General features: G+C 38.3%; 17 protein-coding genes, 1 rRNA gene and 6 pseudogenes. 5 read left to right on the forward strand and 19 right to left on the reverse strand.

All coding sequences use genetic code 11. From position 1 onward, the window contains the following. Positions 1–194 (reverse strand): annotated as a pseudogene (locus FNW02_RS39295) (IS1/IS1595 family N-terminal zinc-binding domain-containing protein); the annotation flags it as partial. Positions 195–222: 28 nt separating this feature from the next. Beyond that, the gene (locus FNW02_RS35340; RefSeq protein WP_191762165.1) at positions 223–489 is read right to left on the reverse strand and encodes a hypothetical protein; all 267 of its coding nucleotides are present in this window, start codon (positions 487–489) and stop codon (positions 223–225) included. A 382-nt stretch (positions 490–871) separates the two neighbouring features. On the opposite strand from FNW02_RS35340, the gene nrtS reads away from it, so the two are divergent. After that, a complete protein-coding gene (nrtS, locus tag FNW02_RS35345) occupies positions 872–1,111 on the forward strand; it encodes a nitrate/nitrite transporter NrtS (RefSeq protein WP_225226163.1) in 240 nt (79 codons plus the stop codon). Between the two features lie 129 nt (positions 1,112–1,240). On the opposite strand, the pseudogene FNW02_RS35350 reads toward nrtS, so the two are convergent. From FNW02_RS35350 to FNW02_RS35365, 5 genes and pseudogenes are all read right to left on the reverse strand, one after another. Then, a pseudogene (locus FNW02_RS35350) lies at positions 1,241–1,819 on the reverse strand ((2Fe-2S) ferredoxin domain-containing protein); the annotation flags it as partial. 63 nt (positions 1,820–1,882) lie between these two features. After that, complete coding sequence (locus FNW02_RS39765) at positions 1,883–2,011, reverse strand: hypothetical protein (protein ID WP_263627852.1); 129 nt, start codon at positions 2,009–2,011, stop codon at positions 1,883–1,885. Between the two features lie 226 nt (positions 2,012–2,237). Beyond that, the gene (locus tag FNW02_RS35355) at positions 2,238–2,405 is read right to left on the reverse strand and encodes a hypothetical protein (protein WP_191762166.1); all 168 of its coding nucleotides are present in this window, start codon (positions 2,403–2,405) and stop codon (positions 2,238–2,240) included. Between the two features lie 4 nt (positions 2,406–2,409). After that, positions 2,410–2,625, reverse strand: a pseudogene (locus FNW02_RS35360) (putative PEP-binding protein); the annotation flags it as partial. Further along, the gene (locus FNW02_RS35365) at positions 2,621–2,779 is read right to left on the reverse strand and encodes a hypothetical protein (RefSeq protein ID WP_191762167.1); all 159 of its coding nucleotides are present in this window, start codon (positions 2,777–2,779) and stop codon (positions 2,621–2,623) included. The gene FNW02_RS35365 and the pseudogene FNW02_RS35360, both read right to left, overlap by 5 nt. An 82-nt stretch (positions 2,780–2,861) precedes the next feature. On the opposite strand from FNW02_RS35365, the pseudogene FNW02_RS35370 reads away from it, so the two are divergent. Beyond that, positions 2,862–3,266: pseudogene (locus FNW02_RS35370) on the forward strand (CHAT domain-containing protein); the annotation flags it as partial. Positions 3,267–3,315: 49 nt separating this feature from the next. Here FNW02_RS35370 and FNW02_RS35375 read toward each other — a convergent pair. After that, entirely contained in the window at positions 3,316–4,647 is a 1,332-nt protein-coding gene (locus FNW02_RS35375) for an alpha/beta hydrolase family protein (protein WP_191762168.1), read from the reverse strand. Between the two features lie 771 nt (positions 4,648–5,418). Then, positions 5,419–6,237, reverse strand: coding sequence for an MGMT family protein (locus FNW02_RS35380; RefSeq protein ID WP_191762169.1), 819 nt, complete (start codon positions 6,235–6,237; stop codon positions 5,419–5,421). 90 nt (positions 6,238–6,327) lie between these two features. Here FNW02_RS35380 and FNW02_RS39300 point away from each other — a divergent pair, with 90 nt between their 5' ends. Further along, complete coding sequence (locus tag FNW02_RS39300; RefSeq protein WP_225226165.1) at positions 6,328–6,483, forward strand: hypothetical protein; 156 nt, start codon at positions 6,328–6,330, stop codon at positions 6,481–6,483. A gap of 97 nt (positions 6,484–6,580) precedes the next feature. Here FNW02_RS39300 and FNW02_RS35390 read toward each other — a convergent pair whose 3' ends face one another. From FNW02_RS35390 to FNW02_RS40335, 5 genes are all read right to left on the reverse strand, one after another. Beyond that, on the reverse strand, positions 6,581–7,693 hold the full coding sequence (locus FNW02_RS35390; RefSeq protein WP_191762170.1) for a Gfo/Idh/MocA family protein: 1,113 nt from the start codon (positions 7,691–7,693) through the stop codon (positions 6,581–6,583). Positions 7,694–7,786: 93 nt separating this feature from the next. After that, complete coding sequence (locus FNW02_RS35395; RefSeq protein WP_191762171.1) at positions 7,787–9,709, reverse strand: Hsp70 family protein; 1,923 nt, start codon at positions 9,707–9,709, stop codon at positions 7,787–7,789. A gap of 14 nt (positions 9,710–9,723) precedes the next feature. Further along, a complete protein-coding gene (locus FNW02_RS35400) occupies positions 9,724–10,620 on the reverse strand; it encodes a hypothetical protein (RefSeq protein WP_191762172.1) in 897 nt (298 codons plus the stop codon). 215 nt (positions 10,621–10,835) lie between these two features. After that, positions 10,836–11,303, reverse strand: a complete 468-nt coding sequence (locus FNW02_RS35405) for a DUF4870 domain-containing protein (protein WP_191762173.1) — start codon at positions 11,301–11,303, stop codon at positions 10,836–10,838. 148 nt (positions 11,304–11,451) lie between these two features. Continuing rightward, the gene (locus FNW02_RS40335; protein WP_431356846.1) at positions 11,452–11,598 is read right to left on the reverse strand and encodes a hypothetical protein; all 147 of its coding nucleotides are present in this window, start codon (positions 11,596–11,598) and stop codon (positions 11,452–11,454) included. Position 11,599: 1 nt separating this feature from the next. Between FNW02_RS40335 and FNW02_RS40340 the strand changes: the two genes are divergently transcribed. Then, complete coding sequence (locus FNW02_RS40340) at positions 11,600–11,725, forward strand: hypothetical protein (protein WP_431356847.1); 126 nt, start codon at positions 11,600–11,602, stop codon at positions 11,723–11,725. A gap of 92 nt (positions 11,726–11,817) precedes the next feature. On the opposite strand, the gene FNW02_RS40345 is transcribed toward FNW02_RS40340, so the two are convergent. The 3 genes from FNW02_RS40345 to FNW02_RS35420 all read right to left on the reverse strand — a co-directional run bounded on the left by FNW02_RS40345 (position 11,818) and on the right by FNW02_RS35420 (position 13,563). Beyond that, positions 11,818–12,009, reverse strand: a complete 192-nt coding sequence (locus FNW02_RS40345) for a hypothetical protein (RefSeq protein ID WP_431356848.1) — start codon at positions 12,007–12,009, stop codon at positions 11,818–11,820. A 63-nt stretch (positions 12,010–12,072) separates the two neighbouring features. Beyond that, entirely contained in the window at positions 12,073–12,369 is a 297-nt protein-coding gene (locus tag FNW02_RS35415; RefSeq protein WP_191762174.1) for a hypothetical protein, read from the reverse strand. A 297-nt stretch (positions 12,370–12,666) separates the two neighbouring features. Next, complete coding sequence (locus FNW02_RS35420; protein ID WP_191762175.1) at positions 12,667–13,563, reverse strand: polysaccharide deacetylase family protein; 897 nt, start codon at positions 13,561–13,563, stop codon at positions 12,667–12,669. Between the two features lie 251 nt (positions 13,564–13,814). Here FNW02_RS35420 and FNW02_RS35425 point away from each other — a divergent pair. After that, positions 13,815–14,575 (forward strand): annotated as a pseudogene (locus tag FNW02_RS35425) (IS5 family transposase). A 590-nt stretch (positions 14,576–15,165) separates the two neighbouring features. Here FNW02_RS35425 and FNW02_RS40350 read toward each other — a convergent pair. Together FNW02_RS40350 and rrf are read right to left on the reverse strand one after the other, a co-directional pair. Continuing rightward, positions 15,166–16,046: pseudogene (locus FNW02_RS40350) on the reverse strand (IS630 family transposase). Between the two features lie 160 nt (positions 16,047–16,206). Then, positions 16,207–16,324: ribosomal RNA gene (rrf, locus tag FNW02_RS35435) — 5S ribosomal RNA — on the reverse strand. Between the last annotated feature and the right edge of the window lie 8 nt (positions 16,325–16,332).

Consider the following 16,332-nt stretch of genomic DNA (forward strand, 5'->3'; position numbering starts at 1 on the left):
TTTTAACTCTTGATATCGCCCGAAATCCCGAACCATTAACGTACATTTCTAGACATTCGGTTTTAATATCTTCTGCATATCCTTTCTGATCATAAGAATCAATAAACTGACGTTTACAATTGACACAAATGTAATGCAAGTTTACCTCGTTGCTTTCCATTCTTCCGAATGTGGGTTGATGCACACCTGGACATTTCATAGCGATCGCTCTCATTCATATTTCTATTCTGCAACGCCGAAAAATAACACCAGTAAGTAAGTCCACCGCTTTTGGAAACCTGCAACAAATCCCAAAATTATTACAAGCTGAATCGCCCCAATAATGTAAATTGGGACATTGCTTAGTCCACCAATAAAATAAAAATTCTTGAAGATTGCTGCTGCATGGCTGGGGTTGACAAATTTATCTAAAGTCCACATCAGCATGACAAGAAACACACTCAGTCGTAGCAAGAGCAATGCAATAGAAATTCGGCGATCGCTACTCATAGGACTTATCTCACTTTTTCTTGCATCTGAATAGACTACCAAAATCTTGAGTTAGGTAAATCCTTTTTGGTGTCAGCTTCGTATCATCACATGAAGTCTAGTCTTTTTCTATGAAGAGATTATATAAGATTCAAGTATCTGGCTATCCTCACAACTGTTTCTATACTAAGTTTGGGATTTATTGCTGCTTGTTCCAACCCTTGCGCTGCCAAAACCAAAACACCTGACGCTGGTGCAGCAAACCAAATCAGTCCTTATGCTTCTAAGAAATAGTTTAGATACTGAAGATGTAGTTGGTAAAAAGTGTTATTCCCTAGCTTTACCGGGGAATAAACTATTATAGTTTTCTTAGTTTGTACAAGCTATGAAAGGAAGCCGACGCATGAAGTGCATAAAAACTTTCAAGGAATTTTGCTTATGTCTTTTTAATCAAGACATGATGCCGACAGCATTAAAAGTGTCTGTTGTGGTTGGTTCTATCCTATTCATCATTAATCATGGTTCGGCACTTGTCAAAGGTCAAATGAATCGCGATCGCTGGATTTCTGCGGGTATAACCTACCTGATTCCCTATATGGTGAATATTCATGGTCAATACGTGAGTCGTTCTAGAAAACGTTGACATATATCAGTAAAAATCAAGGTTAGGACATCAATTGAGCGGAAAAACCAGACCAAAATAACTTTCAAACCTGTTAATAGTTAAGAGCTTCCTGCTATACCTGAAAGCACCATCAAAAGTTTTTTGCACAGCGATCGCCATTCCTTCTAAAACCCGATGCGGATCGCTCTCTAAAACACTCCGATCCATAAATGCACCTGGATCGCCTTCGTCAGCATTGCAAATGACAAATTTGCGTTCTCCCTTCGCTTTCGCAACAGTTGCCCATTTTACACCCGTAGGATAACCAGCACCACCCCGTCCCCGTAACCCACTACGGGTAATATCATCCACTACTTCAGTTGGTGTTTGATCTCGCAGCACGTGGTAAAGTGCCTGATAGCCATCAGCAGCAATGTAAGACTCAATCCGTTCTGGGTCAACTTTGCCGCTATTCTCTAAAACAATGGGCAATTGCTTGGTAAAAAATGGTTGGTTTAAATCTCCTTTTTGGATCTTTACTTCATTGCCATTTATTTCAGCGACAATTGAGGAAGTATTTTCTAAAGTCACTTTTTCGTGTAGTAAAGGTGCAAAGTCTTGTACTTCTAGATAGTCAACCTGTACTAAAGGGCCTTGGCAACACAAACCCATACAACCAACACCGTAAATTTCCACTTTATCTGTTAGTCCGGCTGTTGCTGTTGTCTTTTCTAAATTTTCTTTAACTATCGCTACGTCTACGTCTGGATAAATTATCGCGATCGCAAGAAGAAGACGCGATGAATCGCTCTACAAGGGGTGATGGGGTGGTTGTTCGCGATGGGCTACGCCCCGCTGTAGGCGATCGCTTCCCAATTGCATAATCTTTTGCATACTAGGTTCCTCACTGACGTTAGATATTTTGGATAGGATGCTCAAAAACTCTGCGTACTTCTGCGCTTCCTTTGCGTGCCTCTGCGTTTAAAAAAGTGCCTTAGTACAATCAATCAAAAACAAACCACAAAAGGCGCAAACAGATGAAAGATTAAGAGAATTTAGCGCAGCTTTACAAGGAAATGGTACTACCAAGAACGTAAAGCCCTGAGTTGAGGAGTTTTTTTCATCTGGTGCGCTTGCATTCTTACCAACACATCATCCACAATTGTCACTGCATCAGTAATATATAACCTTGAATCTGCGATCGCCATTTGTCAAAAATTGCCTGACCATTCTGATAAACAGTGCTACGAAGTTCTCGTAGTGCAGTCAGCAAGTTCTGGGGTTCTAATAGATTTGCTGCTAAATTTGGCGTTTGTAAATTAGAGCTTGGCATATAACTATTTCTCACTACCTTTTTCTGCTGCCGCAATTTCTAACAATGTCTTCAGCACTGAATCAGGATTGAGACTAATCGAATCAATTCCTTCTTCGACTAAAAACCGAGTAAATTTGGGGTAGTCGCTTGGCGCTTGACCGCAAATGCCAATTTTGCGATCGCACTGTTTCAGTGTAGATATTGCTTTGGCGATCATCCCTTTGACAGCATCATTACGAATTAATAATTATTTGGTCATCATCTTTCTCGACTAAATCAGGGGTAACTTCAACTTCATAGCGACGGGACAATTCAGCCTTGCGCTGCTGATGTCGTTCAGTAGGGATTTTCGCACGCTTGTCTTGCAGTTTTTTGAGTTCGGCATCAGACACCTCAACAGAATCAGCGATCGCCTGACGTTCTGAGGCTTACAATTCCTGAGATGCTGCTTTACTTCTTCAACCTTCTCAAGCACTCTATAGCTTATCGATTGCGCCTATCAAGAAATATTTGCCATTATCAGGAACATTGGTATTCACTTTGGACAAATCTTTCCAAAGCTTGCCGATGGCTTTGCTACATGACGGGAAAGATTATCTGTTCCAACACTACAGTATTGCAGATATTTTAGGGTCTAGAGTTCGCCAACCAAAAGCTTTATCTGAAGAACAGTTGAAAGTTCTCATTGCTGCACTCTCTAAAGTTAGTCCCAGCTTCAACAACCCAAGCGCTCCTAAAGGCTTGAAAGCGCTGCCAGGAGTGGAACAAGAAGTAGCAGATATTAAAAAACAAACTACTTTTTCCACTACCCTAATAAATGAAAATTTTACTAGCTCTCGGCTTGAGAAAGAATTGAGGCAAGTGTTCAGATATTTCTAAAACTCAAATTAACGTAAGTCTGTGAAAAGGAGCAACGTCTTTATCCCGTTTATACAGTTAAGAAATAGCTGGCACTAAGACTAAGGTTACTAGAGCCTTGAATGATAGCAAGTAGTTCAGGACTAGTTTCATTCAGGAATAAGGCTGTACCTATAGCTAAACCAGTTGGTACTGCTCCCAAGCTATAGCTCGATTTGGAACCAGACAGTTGCAGCGTATCTTCTAAAACATTGAAATCAGCAATTATAGCGTAGTCGTTCACTCCAAAAGTATTAGTATTACTATCGCTGTAGAAGACACTTATAGTAGTACCGAGCACAAACTGATCGCTGCCAGTGCCACCAGTCAAGCGGTCAATTTCAGCAACACCTCTTGCGGCTATATCTGCTCCTGCGAGTATATCGTCACCTTCATCTCCAAATAGGCGATCGCTCCCAGTGCCACCGAATACAGAATCATTCCCACGTCCACCATAAACAAGATCGTTACCACTGTCCCCAAAGACAGAATCGTCACCATCGCCACCTGTAATATAGTCAATTCCTGCATTACCACGAATAGTATCATTGGCTGCACCACCTGCTTGAGTATCGTTATTAGCAGTACCCAAAAGATTGAGAGCAACAATACCCTTATTGTTTTTAGTACTGGCATTGTTCTGCCCAGTAAATCCAGCATTGACTACTGTATTCAAATTCAGGAGAATCCTGTTGGACTGGGTAAAGCTATTGCCTTGGAGTAATTCTGTATAGAGAGTGTGGGCATAACTGTGATTGCCAGCAAAGTTCCACTGTCCAGGCTGAAATAGGTCATTCCAGTTGGCATAGACATCTAGGGTTGCCAACCGAGCATCATAGCCCAAAGTTTCACTAGTATGAATAGATACAACACGAGTAGCATCACTTGGATCTAAACGTTCGCTTGCTGCTTTGCCTTCAAACTCTGGGCCTGCCGGATCTAGTCCTACTATTTGAGCAAGAGAACGTCCCGTAGATTCACGGTAGGCTGAACCAGTGAATCCAGCAATGTGAGCTCCTAGGCTGTGCCCGATCAGGTTGGTGTAAGTCGGATCTACACCATTATTTACTAAGTAGGTAGCCAACTGATTGGCGACATCACGTGTTCTAGCGGCAGAAGTGGGATACCACAAGGAACTAGCTCCTTGTTCCCAATCGACCAGAATGATATTAGCATTTGACTCGCGCTGCCGGATGATTTGGGCTATGTTTCCCATCCAGTTAGCAGGTTTGTAGTTATTGCCTGCATTGCCGCCAGTGCTTTGATAACCATGAATAATAACATAAGTCGGTGCGTCAGAAGTAATGCGCCCAGAACGGTTGATAGAACCGTTACCCCAAACATTAAAGTTGACTTCAACCATCTGAAAAATCCTATGTGGAAAATCTTTGTTTCTTGAACCTAATATTATTTTTCAGCAAAAACTGCACTTACTTCATTGCTTAGATGCTTATAGGAAAATAAATAGTAGGTAGAAAATTGTTTCGTGTAACTGACCTTATATAACAAAGCAATTTTAGATAATGCTAAAATCTTTGTCAAAAAGCTCTTATGAAACTACTTTATATCTCAATTTAGCAGTGAACATAAAGTTAAATGACTTTAAAAACTGATTTTTGGATAAGTAATTTTAAAATAGCTAATTAATGTTTTTGTTAAAATTAGCATAAATTTAATTTAAAACCAAGTAAATTTTTATTTATGATCAGGGTTAAGGTAGTGAAGTGCAGTAGTTGCTTTTCTATTGAGCATTTTTAGGCAATCGCCAACATAACAAATTCTCACATCAGGTTATACTAAGTCCTAACAGCTATGACACTCCTGAGTTACCTCAACTATCTCCATATCATGCACTGTCAAACTGCTGGATTTGGACGAGGCAATATTTCTCCAGGGCAGTTATCACTTTTTCCAGAGTCGAGATAAACAAGCTAAAAAGTTAGCCATTGTCGTCGGTGCTAAAAAAGCAATCTTCCTAGCAGTTACGTTCTACCGATGATCAGAAGCGCTATAAACGCTTGTAGCAGAGCTTGCTTCAAACTCGGTTGCCTTCATCAGTTACAGTTTAGAAATTATTTTGAAAAAATCCCTCAAAAGTCAAGGTTAGAACCTAAGTATTTAGTCAATGACCAGTCTACTCTAAAAACTTATCAGTAGACAGATTATTACCAGTCAAATAAATTGTTTTGTCTTCATACAAATATTTATCAACATTTACAAAATATTTGTTCGAGTTACCAAATAAATCTGGCTGATTTAAAATTTTAATACCCTCAGATTCTAGTTTATTCTTTTGATAAAGGACATATTTTATTAAATAGCCTTGAGAGTCTAATATTCGATGAATTGGATAATCCTCAGCAGATGTTTTTTTTAGATATGTGGGAATAGCTCTAATATAGCTATTATCTACTCCAATTGCTTCAATTATCTGTTTATACGTTACTACTTTGCCTGATGGCACTTTGACTATGAAATCAATAAATCGTTCATAAGGTTTCTCAAATAATGCAGGGAATTTATCAGTTTGAATCTGAACATTATTGCCAATACAGATTAAGCCTGATTTGATAATTACACCCAAGATACCTCTTTTACGTTGAATATTTTTCAGTGAATCAACTAAATAAGATATGCGTTTACATGGTTCGCAATATAGAGTTAAACGAATAGCAGCACCACTATCAAAAGTTATAACAGAGCCAGGTGTGAAATTTTCCGGTTTTATCCCTACAATAACAATATTTTCTCGTAATTCCCCTGGTGGAATTGTGAAGTCTACACTATCTTCATACCTAATAACTAAAACTTGTCTAGGACTGATGGGGTTAGCATTAATATCTCCTTCTATGCCATGACCTACTTTTAAGTTGAGTTCTTCAACCTTTTTCATTGCTGAACCATGTTTTCGTTTAATAAAAAGATGTAAAATACAACCGCGATCACTAGGCATAATCTGAGGCTATTAAGTGAATATAGTCTGGACAATTGATGTTAAATGTCGTATATCAATTGTTCTAACTTATTGATTTTAGTAAAAACTATGAAATTATCAGATTTATCAACAGAAACTCTCGAAAAAATTAAGCTAGTCAGATGGGACAGGATTATTGAAAAACATGAAGGCCCAGAAAGTTGGGAATCGGTTTTAAGATATGAACAGTTATCGCTAGGTGCAATAGAACTTTGGCTGATTTAGCTCATGATTTCATGCTTTTAAAACCTAGTAAACTACCTTATTTTCACAAAGGTCTGCGTGCTATGAGTCTTATTCAGTCTTCTTTATAGCCTCTTTGTTATTCCTTCAGATTTATGCTGCTGAGAAAACTTTCCAACTCAGGTACATCTACCCAACTTGCTGTCGCATGAGATTCATGAGCTAAATCCATCAATAACTGAGAATAAACTCCTTCTCGCAACGATGGTGTACTTTCTTGCTTGCGGTCAATTGCTTGCACCCATTGGTCAATTACGCGCATAAATGCAGAAATGCGTCCATCGGCATGATTTTTTGGAAATATTAACCGATTTGGTATTTCGATTTCGGTGAGAGGTTTACCTAACTGAGAACCCCAAACACGAAAGCCATGTATATAATCTTTTTGATTTTCACTGCCTACAATTAAAGTACCGCGATCGCCATACACTTCTACCCAATGTGTTCTTGGTGCATGAACAACCGCACTGATGGAAACTTGACAAGGTGTCCCATTGGCTAATTCTAGCGCCAGCATACAGGTGTCATCCGTATTTACTGGCTTGAATTCGCCGCTAGTAGGGTCAACTCGTGTGGGAATGGCCGTACTTAAATAGGCGTTTAATCTGCGTACTGGCCCAAATAGCCAGTGAATGTAATCGAAAGTATGGGAACCCAAAGACCCCAATGCACCGCCTCCTTTATCCTTAGAAGAATACCAATTCCAAGGCCGTGAAGTGTCAGCACGCGAGGAACCTAACCAATCAATTCTAATTAGGCGCACCTCACCTACATAGCCTTCTAATAACAGTTCAGCAAAAAACTGCCATCCTGGTACAAAGCGAAATTCAAAGTCTACGGTTGCAATGACGCCTCTTTCCTTAGCTAATTGATATAGTTCTTTGGCCTCAGTTGCATTTAATGTTACAGGTTTTTCTAATAATAAATTTTTCTCAGCTTTTAGTACTGTTTTTGCCATTTCGTAGTGTAAAAATGGCGGTGTGGAGATGCTGACTGCTTGCACCTCTGGTAATGCAACAATGTTTGCAATTGTGTCGCAGGCGTGGGGGATATTATGTGAGTCTGCGATCGCTTTAGCTTTATTTAGATCTCGGTGATAAACAGCTACTACCTCAGTCTGAGGATGTGCTTTAAATGCAGGAATATGGACTTTTTGACCAAATCCAGTCCCCGCGATCGCAACCCCAATCATATAATCTTTACTCCGATAATTATGTAATTTTTATTACTCATAACAAGTATATTTTTCTTTTGTTGATGAGCGCCTAAGTTGCAGCAGCGATCGTTATTGAATTAGAATTATTGCCTCTTGAACCTTAGTTGAAAGAACTTTTTGCAGCCCTTGCCCAATTTGACCAATTAGTTTGTCAAAAGCTTCTTGATTCGCTGCTAGTTGTTGTTGCAGAACCTTCTCCAACTCCGGCTTTAATTGGGAGCACATATCATTAACTTTCCTGTCGCTCAAAAAACTAAAACGAATCCAACTGGGGATATCCAAATTTGTCTTGATTGCCTCTTGGACACTCTGGCGATTTAGTTCCATTCCTGCTGCCATCACTGAAGCCCCGTACACCAATGCAATCGGCCAAACCAAGTGTCCAGTTAGTATCAGAGTGATGATACTAGCTAGAGTGCCTCCACCAATTACTACATTGATAATAAATGCTACTGTGTCGGCAAGGATAGCATCTCCAATTTTTAGTTCTGGGTTGACAAAAGCCGGCTCGATGCTATCTTCAAACCTTAAACTGCTTCTGGGTATCTGAAACTTTCGGCATATTGGGTCGGTTTCTGCGGCTAAATCGGGTTGAATTTCCTTGTTAAACCAACTGATGCATTGATTGTTAATTATCTGCTGAGCGCGATCGCCTTTGAGCCACTGCTCTGCCCGACTTTTCATAGATGTTTCCAAATCGCCTAAAGTCCGTATTTGGTTTTTTTGCCAGTCTTTGACCCCTGGTCTAACTGCATTTTCCAGCAAACCATCTGCTAGTGGCTTAATCAACAACTCAATTAACTTTGGGATATGTCTCTCAATCAGTTTTTTGAGCTTTTGTGAATCCAATAGTTTGTTAACTTCTTGTTTGAAGGCCGCAGCACGCAGATCCCATCTTCCCACTCGCGCTAAACCCAGCGCAATACATCGTTCAGGTTCCGGATCTGGACGAAGGAGCGTTTCTGGTTCGGGAAAGATTTCTTGACAAATTTGGTGTGTAAACTTCATCCGAGATGCACCGCCAGTCATCAGTACAAGTTGCGGCACAATCCCAAGTTTTTCTAGCTTTTCTTTAGCCTCATTTACAGAGTCGCGAAACGATTGCATCCAACTTTGACGCTTTAGTTCAGGCAAAGGTTGGTTTAAAATCTCCTCCATCATCGATTTGTTGACTTGGGGGATAAAATAAATTTGTTCGTTGATAGACTCAAACCCACGCGCAAAGGATTGAGGATCGCTATATAGCTGTTCATTAGAAAAGTAATCTTCTTTTGTTTTGCGACAAGCAAGTTCACAACGAGCTTGATGATGTGGATATTCATTAAATACTTTTTTTAGTAAGTCTGATTGCTCATGCTTGGCGAAAGTGCGCTCAAAAATAGCCTTGTCAATCAGGGATGCGCCTAAAGTGTTACTTCCGAAATCCATTGGAATTTCTTCTAAGCTCTTAACCAGGGTAAAATCTGTGGTCGAAGAACCAATATCGACAATCAGCACCGATGAAAGAAGTTTTTCATATTCCAGTTTACCGGCTTCCTTGGCTTGCATGAAAGCAGCCCGTGATTCAGGTACAACATTCAGTTTGGCAATACCAGCTTCTCGAAGTAGCTTTTGGTATTCCTCTCGTTCACTAACCGACCATCCTGAAGGACAACCAATATAAAAGTAAGTAGTTTCCTCACCTTCAATTTGTTTGCTTTCTTTTAAAAGACGGTAGTAGGTAGCCAGAAAGGTGCTAATTGTTTCTCGATACCGGGAATCGTTATTTGGTTTTTGCTTGAAAGAGATTGTCAACTGGGTAACGCCAGCTTGAATTAATGCTTGCTCTCCGACAAGATAACCGAGTTTGGGATGCCAACCAAGAGCTGTAATTTGGTTCTTTTTGTTATTAATCTCAAGCATTTCCGGGGGTTCGATGCTCTCCACTATAGCTTTAGCTACAGCTGTTTCACCGTGTCCCAAGTCAAAACCGATTGTTTCTAAAATTTCCATACTCTTATTGTCTGTTATTCTCTAGCCTCGGAATATACTGGCTCAATTACCCGGCCGCGTCTTAGCAAGCGATCGCCTTTCAACAAAGCAGGAGTTATAGTTACGTAATCTTTGGTGGATGGGTCAATACTTGGCTCGAAGTCAAAATAATTGCGATCGCTATGGGGGTCGTTTGGTCGGTAAATTTGAGCGCTAATTCCCTGGGACATTAAAATCTGTGGTAGAAGTTTTGCTAGTGCGATCGCCATTTGGGGTTTCTCAAGAAATGATGCGCCCATAAGCTTTTGCAAAAAATTCAATAATTCTGGCAATTCTTCTATGCCGCGATCGTCTTGATGTTTGTTTCCTTCTTCAAATCTAGCGACTGCTAAGTCAATTGTGTTGAGAGCATCAGCAAGGTTGTCCAAAAGAACTTGGCTATCGACTCTTAGGACAGGTTGAGCTAGTTCCAATTGCTCGAAAGGCGTTGAATTATTTTTATCGAGTTGAAGCACAACTTCCAGTCCTAAAAGCACAGAAGCTAGTAAGATAGCCATCCATGCACCCGGGGTAGTTTCAGTTAAGTGGAACAACCAACCTAAAATGCCTATATAAATAAGTGCCTTAAGCAGTTTCAGGATTAACCTATTGGCGGGAAATCTTTTAGCTAAATCAGTAATTTGCTGTTGCTCTGTTGGGACGACTTGAATCAAGTTAGCAGCTGCAAGAGTAGCGATAGACTGACGCAGTGTATCCAGAAAAAAAGAAGCTAGACGTACTTGAGCTACATTTAGCTCGCTAATATAAATTCTTTCGAGATTATCAAGTCGGTTCTGAACCAGCTTGATTACCTGCTCGATGCTAGCTGTGTTGTCAATATCTGCCCGCAGTTGGTTGCGTTCTTCGCTAAAAAGTGAATATATTGTTTTCATCGTGTTGACCAAGACTTTAACGTTATTAATAGTAAAAGGTCTGCTGCTGCGCTTTAATTTTGTTCAGTAACGCCCCATAAAATTAGTTATGATATTCGTCTTTTAGCTGTAGCCGCACAGACTACCCAGTAAGTACCTGGCTCTCCTTTTACTTAAATCGCATCCCTTGGTTTTGGCGTTATTGCAAACATTTGCTCAACAAAAGTCTAATTATTTCACCGCAAAACTCGTATTGTTAAAGGATAACGATAATGCTCACCTTTGTAAGCTTTGATGGCGGCGAAAGTCACTAGAAATGATTGTAGCAGCATTACTAATAATATTAATGACATTAACATAATTAATAATCCATCTAAAGTGGTTTTTATCTCATTGACAGTACTATTACTAGTTACTGCAATACTACAACTAGTTACCACCAAAATTAATGATAAAATTATTACTATTAATGTATAAAAAGTCAGCGATATTTGAAAATTCAAAGATTCTTTACCTTGGAAATCAATCCAAGGGTATTGTACTTTTTTGAATCGCCAAATTAATAGTGGTGCTAAAAGATTCAAAGGTAAATATAAAGGGATACCGATAAATACTAAAAAAAACAACAATAGCCATGCTAATAAAGCTGAGATATGACACAACATTGCCCATATACGCATTTGTTGTTTAGGTTTTTCACTCATGGCTTTTTATTTAAAATGAATATATGGGATAATTACCTATTTTAACTATATTTAAAATCTGAGTATTTATCAGTCATCGTTTTCGGGAAGGGTTCTATTTCCCAAACTATGCCTTCTCCTGGTTCTAGGATAACTTTTACGAGTTATTCTACTCCCACGCATTATCCCCACCTTTGAACGTATTGAGAGATTCTGGAGTGGAATAACGATAGTGGCGTACGGCTTGAGCACAAATTAGCAGCGATTTTTCTAGAGTTTGCGGCTTTACTTGCTGATTATTTTGTGAATTATACACTTTGGCGATCGCCAGCCAAATTTCATCGTCTGGTCGAGGCGTAGTTTTTCAGGGTAAAGCCTTGACTGGGGTTAAAGTCTTTGAGAACTTTATCAACTTGGGCGATCGCGATCTGAAAACAGTCTGATAGTTTATACTAAGTACTGGCAAAACTAGTAACTGTTTTTTGGGATACCCAATAACAAGGTTCCTGTAAGTAAGCCGTGAGATGTTGCTTAGCTAAGGATTTAGTTTCAGCAATTTGTACCAATACAGCGCCCAAAAGTATTCAGAGGTTTCCTGTGGCGTATGGTTTATACAACTTTGGATACTGCGACGCAAGTTTGATTCCGTCGCCCAACGACCAAAGCGATCGGCTACAAATTGCACAAAAGTTGAACATATTTCAATGATACTTTGCCGAGAGTGCATAAAAAATTAACAGCTTACCTATAAAAGCAGTGAAGGCGTTGACAGCGCCGACATAACTTTAAATTATTTTATAAGCCTATATTCTTCTACATGACCCTGATAAACAAACCACGTTGATATTGGTTTACCACCTTCTCTAGGTTGAAGTTCTTTTTTGAAAGTCACTTTCCAGTGATCGCCACCATAATAATTCAGACTTTTAGGATCACTAGAACCACGATCAATAGCCGAGACAAAAAATAACTCCCCTGCTTTAGCTACATACGTTGGATCAGATTTTAATAGCTTGTCTACTTGTTGAGGTTTTGTCTTGAAAGTAGTATCGCCAATATTTTCCTTTATCTTTAAAATACTTGACATTGATGTATCTCCTATAAGCAGCTTTTTAATCCTTAAAGCTTAAATTATTTTTTCAAAATTCAGTATTATTCAGTAATATAAACTAAAATATTACATTTATTTTAAGTAAATATTAATACTAATACAATTTCACTCTAAATAAAAAGCAGTATCCCAACTTATACTTTTACGCAACTCATCTAAAATATATATGCTTGTTGAGGTTGCAATAGTATTAATTTTCTGATCTTGATAAAACACTAATATTTAGATTAACATATACTACTTCCTTATATTTTTAATATAGTAAATAATGTGCTAGCATTTTTCTTTATCGTTTATAGGATGTAATCCTTTAGCCATTTCTATTAGTTGTTGAGTTGATTTTTGCCGATTAACCATTAAACGAGGAATTACATGGTAATCTTTCAAGCAAGCATAATTTAGTATTTTGTCATTGTATAAATAACTAGATAAATAATATTTAGATACATAATATTTTACTTGTTTAGTATAAGCTCCATAAGGATAAGCAAAATGTGATGCTACAGTTTGTTTTATATCCAAATCTTGTGTACATTTTCTCAATTCAGTCCTGGCTTGCAAAAGTTCATTAACTAATTGGTGACGAGGGAGGTTAGTTAAATTTTTATGATTCATCCCATGAGATTGAATATCATAAAACCCTTTTTTAAATCCTTCTCTCAATTCCTGACATCCTAAATGAACTGAGTTGACACTATTATTACTAGCTAAACTTCCTGGATTTATAAATAAAACAACTTTTACTCTTCTCCTATATTTATTTTCAAGTTTATATAAAATGGGTAGTAAATTTGTGTGTACTGTTTTATATCCATCATCAAATGAAATCATAATGGTTTTTTTATTACGATGCTCGGCAGAAATTTTATGAGATTTTTTTAAGAAAAAACTATATAAATCTTGAGTGCTTAAAAACCAATAATCATTAAGTACTAAATACTCTAGAAGTTTTTCTAAATCTTCTCGTTGATAGTTCATCTCTCCTTTATACGAGCGCAGAGTAGAAGCTTTAGGATCAATGATTCCATGAAATCCTAAGATAGGAATTATAGGTTCAGTATTTCCAGTATTTAGAATAGTAAAAAACAGAATAAAGACCAAAGCCAAACTCGCAGAAAAGGTTTTAGGTTTTTGAGTATTCAAGAAGTTATTCTCATTGTTGTTAGTCATTTGACAGTAGTGCTTCCTAATCAATTGCTTTATATATACAGGTTTGATCAGCGGGAAATCGTAAACAGTTTATTCTTAATACTTAAGCATGTCAATACTACAGTCCTACGATGGCATTGAATGCATTTATTAGAACTCTTGCAAAAGTGTTTTGTGGTATGATTAAAGGTTTGACAATTTACGATTAGGAAATTTAATTAGCAGTGAGATTAGGGAGAACCAAACAGCTCACTTCAAGGAAATTTAAGCGCATGACTGGAGTAAGCCGTCAAACCTTTGAGTTAATGGTTGATATAGTGAAAGCTTCGGAAAATAAAAAAAGAAGTCAGGTCGCCGTCCTAAACTAATTATTGAAAACTAAGTTTTAATGGTTATTCAATATTGGAGATAATACTGCACTTATTACCATATTGGCTTAGATTGGGGACTTTCAAAATCCACCGTTTGCCGGACAGTTTATAAGATTGAAAACATTTTAATTAGCTCAAGAAAGTTTAGCATGCCTGGTAAGAAAGAATTGTTGAAAATGTCATCCAAGAAGATTTGGTTGTGATTGATGTTACTGAAAGCCCAATTGAAAGACTAAAGAAAGCTCAAAAAAAATTTCAGTGGTAAAACCGGAGAACATACTTTAAAAACCCAATAATTCATTCACCAAAAAAGTAGTAAAATCATCTGCTTAAGGCATGGTAAGCGAAGAATTCATGATTTTCGACTATTCAAAACTAGTGGGGTAAGATTCGGAGAATTGCTCAAATTTATAGCTGATAAAGGCTATTAAGGAATTATTAAAATTCATAGATTGAGTGAAACATCGATTAAAAAGCCAAGAGGTAAGAAGTTGACGAAGGAACAAAATAAATATAATCAAGAACTTAATCGATTAAGAATTGTTGTCGAACACGTTAATCGTTGTCTAAAAATTTTTAAAATTTTATCTAATCAATATCGTAATCGTCATCGCAAATTTAGTTTAAGGTCTAATTTGATTACCGGAATCTACAATTATTAATTAGCTTTAAAAGCCTAAAATAAAGCAAAATTAATGATGATAATTCAGCAAATTACCAATTGCTGAATCAAGTAATTATATCAGATTTTTGATTTAGTCTTTTTCAGCATCAGTTAATATGATAAATTTGGTATGCTCTGGCTATTTGAACTTACTCAGAGTGAGAAATAAATAACTCTTCATCATATCAAAAAATATTTATGCAAGAGTTCTATTGTTCAGATTAATCCCACAGATGAAAAAGTAATTATTTAATTATTCTATTGGTTTACCCAACCAGATGGCACATGAGCAAATAACATGTACCATCAAACATTATTCTTTATCCTCTTGCTCTCTATATTCCGAGCCATTGAGTGGGAGGGATAGCGATTAAAAAAAGCGAAGCCGCACATTTGTTCTATAGATTTATGGCTGAAGTAGCGGGGATTGATACCAATTACAGAAAAGAATGAAACAGATGCGTAGGTTGGGTTGAACGAAGTGAAACCCAAAAATTACAAGACTTTGAGGCGTTGGGTTTCGTACCTCAACCCAACCTACATCCGCATCAGATTTTTCGTGAAATGGTATAGCCGTAGCCCTCTTAATTAGGACGCAGCTTGCTTGAGAACAATTTCCATAGCATCGCGTAAATTATCAGATTTGAGTAACAGCTTGCGAATTCTGCTTTTTAAAGTTGCCCAACACTTTTCAATCCAATTGAGGTCTGGCGAGTAGGGCGGCAAGTAGACTAGATGACAGCCTGCGGCTTCTCAATTAATTGGGCAATCCGACCGCCATGATGAAATGTCGCATTATCTATAATTACCCACTCACCCGGACGCAACACCGGAATCAAGCAAGTTTCTAGCCAGGTTTCAAGCACAGTACGGTTACACGCTCCCTCAACAGTAAATGGCGCAATCAGTTGCCGCTCTCGATACCCAGCAATCATATTAATACGACCCTGCCGTCTACCTAATTTGAGGTTGTAGAAGCGCTCCCCAGCAAGGGAGTAGCTGTAACCGTAGTTATCACGTTCATCCATACCAAACTCATCGACATATATTTAGATGAGGGGCTTTCGGGTTATCTAGTTGCGCTAAGAATGCCGCCCGTTTGGACTGATCTCGTTGGCTATACCCGTATGTTTTTTTTACGCGTATGTCCTATCTTTCGTAATGCTTTTGAAATCGTGCGCTGGCTAATCTCCTCATCCCATAGTTCCGCCATTTCGCTCTCTTGTTTATACCCATGCTCCTTGACAAAGGTGCGAAACTTCTCCCAATCGCTTATTTTACTGTTCTGCTGTGATGCTTTCTTCTGTTTGGGTTTGACATTACCTGTTTCAGCTTTGCGCTGAAACCACAAGTTAAACGCAAGAGCGACTGATATTGAACAGAAAGCTTGCCTCACACTTCTTGAGACTGTCCAACTCAATCGCTTGCATGACTTTTTGCCGGAAATCATCACTGTAAGCTTTAGCCATTGAAATGGGGTAGACGCAATCGGAACTCTTATAGTCTACGTCTTAATCTTCATGGCTATACCTATAATTGCATTTTCTCTGAGTAAAAGCTTAACTTCATACAAACAAAATACCCAGAACACAGTAGCTAAAATGTTCTGGGTATTTACTTAAGTTATTAACCTGGCATCGAGCTATTTTTGCGTAGGGCAACCCCTAAACTATCGTGGCCGCAGCAGCGTTTCACCTCTGAGTTCGGGAAGGGTTCAGCGTGGTTCCACCGCGCAATAGACACCAGGAAAAACTG

Origin of the sequence: Komarekiella delphini-convector SJRDD-AB1, assembly GCF_014831675.1 — a bacterium.
Lineage (GTDB): Bacteria > Cyanobacteriota > Cyanobacteriia > Cyanobacteriales > Nostocaceae > Komarekiella.

Coding starts and splice junctions, on each gene's coding strand:
- FNW02_RS35400 (WP_191762172.1), bottom strand. CDS start 10,620: ATGAAAACAATATATTCACTTTTTAGCGAAGAACGCAACCAACTGCGG.
- FNW02_RS35375 (WP_191762168.1), bottom strand. CDS start 4,647: ATGGTTGAAGTCAACTTTAATGTTTGGGGTAACGGTTCTATCAACCGT.
- FNW02_RS35390 (WP_191762170.1), bottom strand. CDS start 7,693: ATGATTGGGGTTGCGATCGCGGGGACTGGATTTGGTCAAAAAGTCCAT.
- FNW02_RS35395 (WP_191762171.1), bottom strand. CDS start 9,709: ATGGAAATTTTAGAAACAATCGGTTTTGACTTGGGACACGGTGAAACA.
- FNW02_RS39300 (WP_225226165.1), top strand. CDS start 6,328: ATGAAATTATCAGATTTATCAACAGAAACTCTCGAAAAAATTAAGCTA.
- nrtS (WP_225226163.1), top strand. CDS start 872: ATGAAGTGCATAAAAACTTTCAAGGAATTTTGCTTATGTCTTTTTAAT.
- FNW02_RS35340 (WP_191762165.1), bottom strand. CDS start 489: ATGAGTAGCGATCGCCGAATTTCTATTGCATTGCTCTTGCTACGACTG.
- FNW02_RS35355 (WP_191762166.1), bottom strand. CDS start 2,405: ATGCCAAGCTCTAATTTACAAACGCCAAATTTAGCAGCAAATCTATTA.
- FNW02_RS35405 (WP_191762173.1), bottom strand. CDS start 11,303: ATGAGTGAAAAACCTAAACAACAAATGCGTATATGGGCAATGTTGTGT.
- FNW02_RS40345 (WP_431356848.1), bottom strand. CDS start 12,009: ATGCACTCTCGGCAAAGTATCATTGAAATATGTTCAACTTTTGTGCAA.
- FNW02_RS35380 (WP_191762169.1), bottom strand. CDS start 6,237: ATGCCTAGTGATCGCGGTTGTATTTTACATCTTTTTATTAAACGAAAA.
- FNW02_RS35415 (WP_191762174.1), bottom strand. CDS start 12,369: ATGTCAAGTATTTTAAAGATAAAGGAAAATATTGGCGATACTACTTTC.
- FNW02_RS35420 (WP_191762175.1), bottom strand. CDS start 13,563: ATGACTAACAACAATGAGAATAACTTCTTGAATACTCAAAAACCTAAA.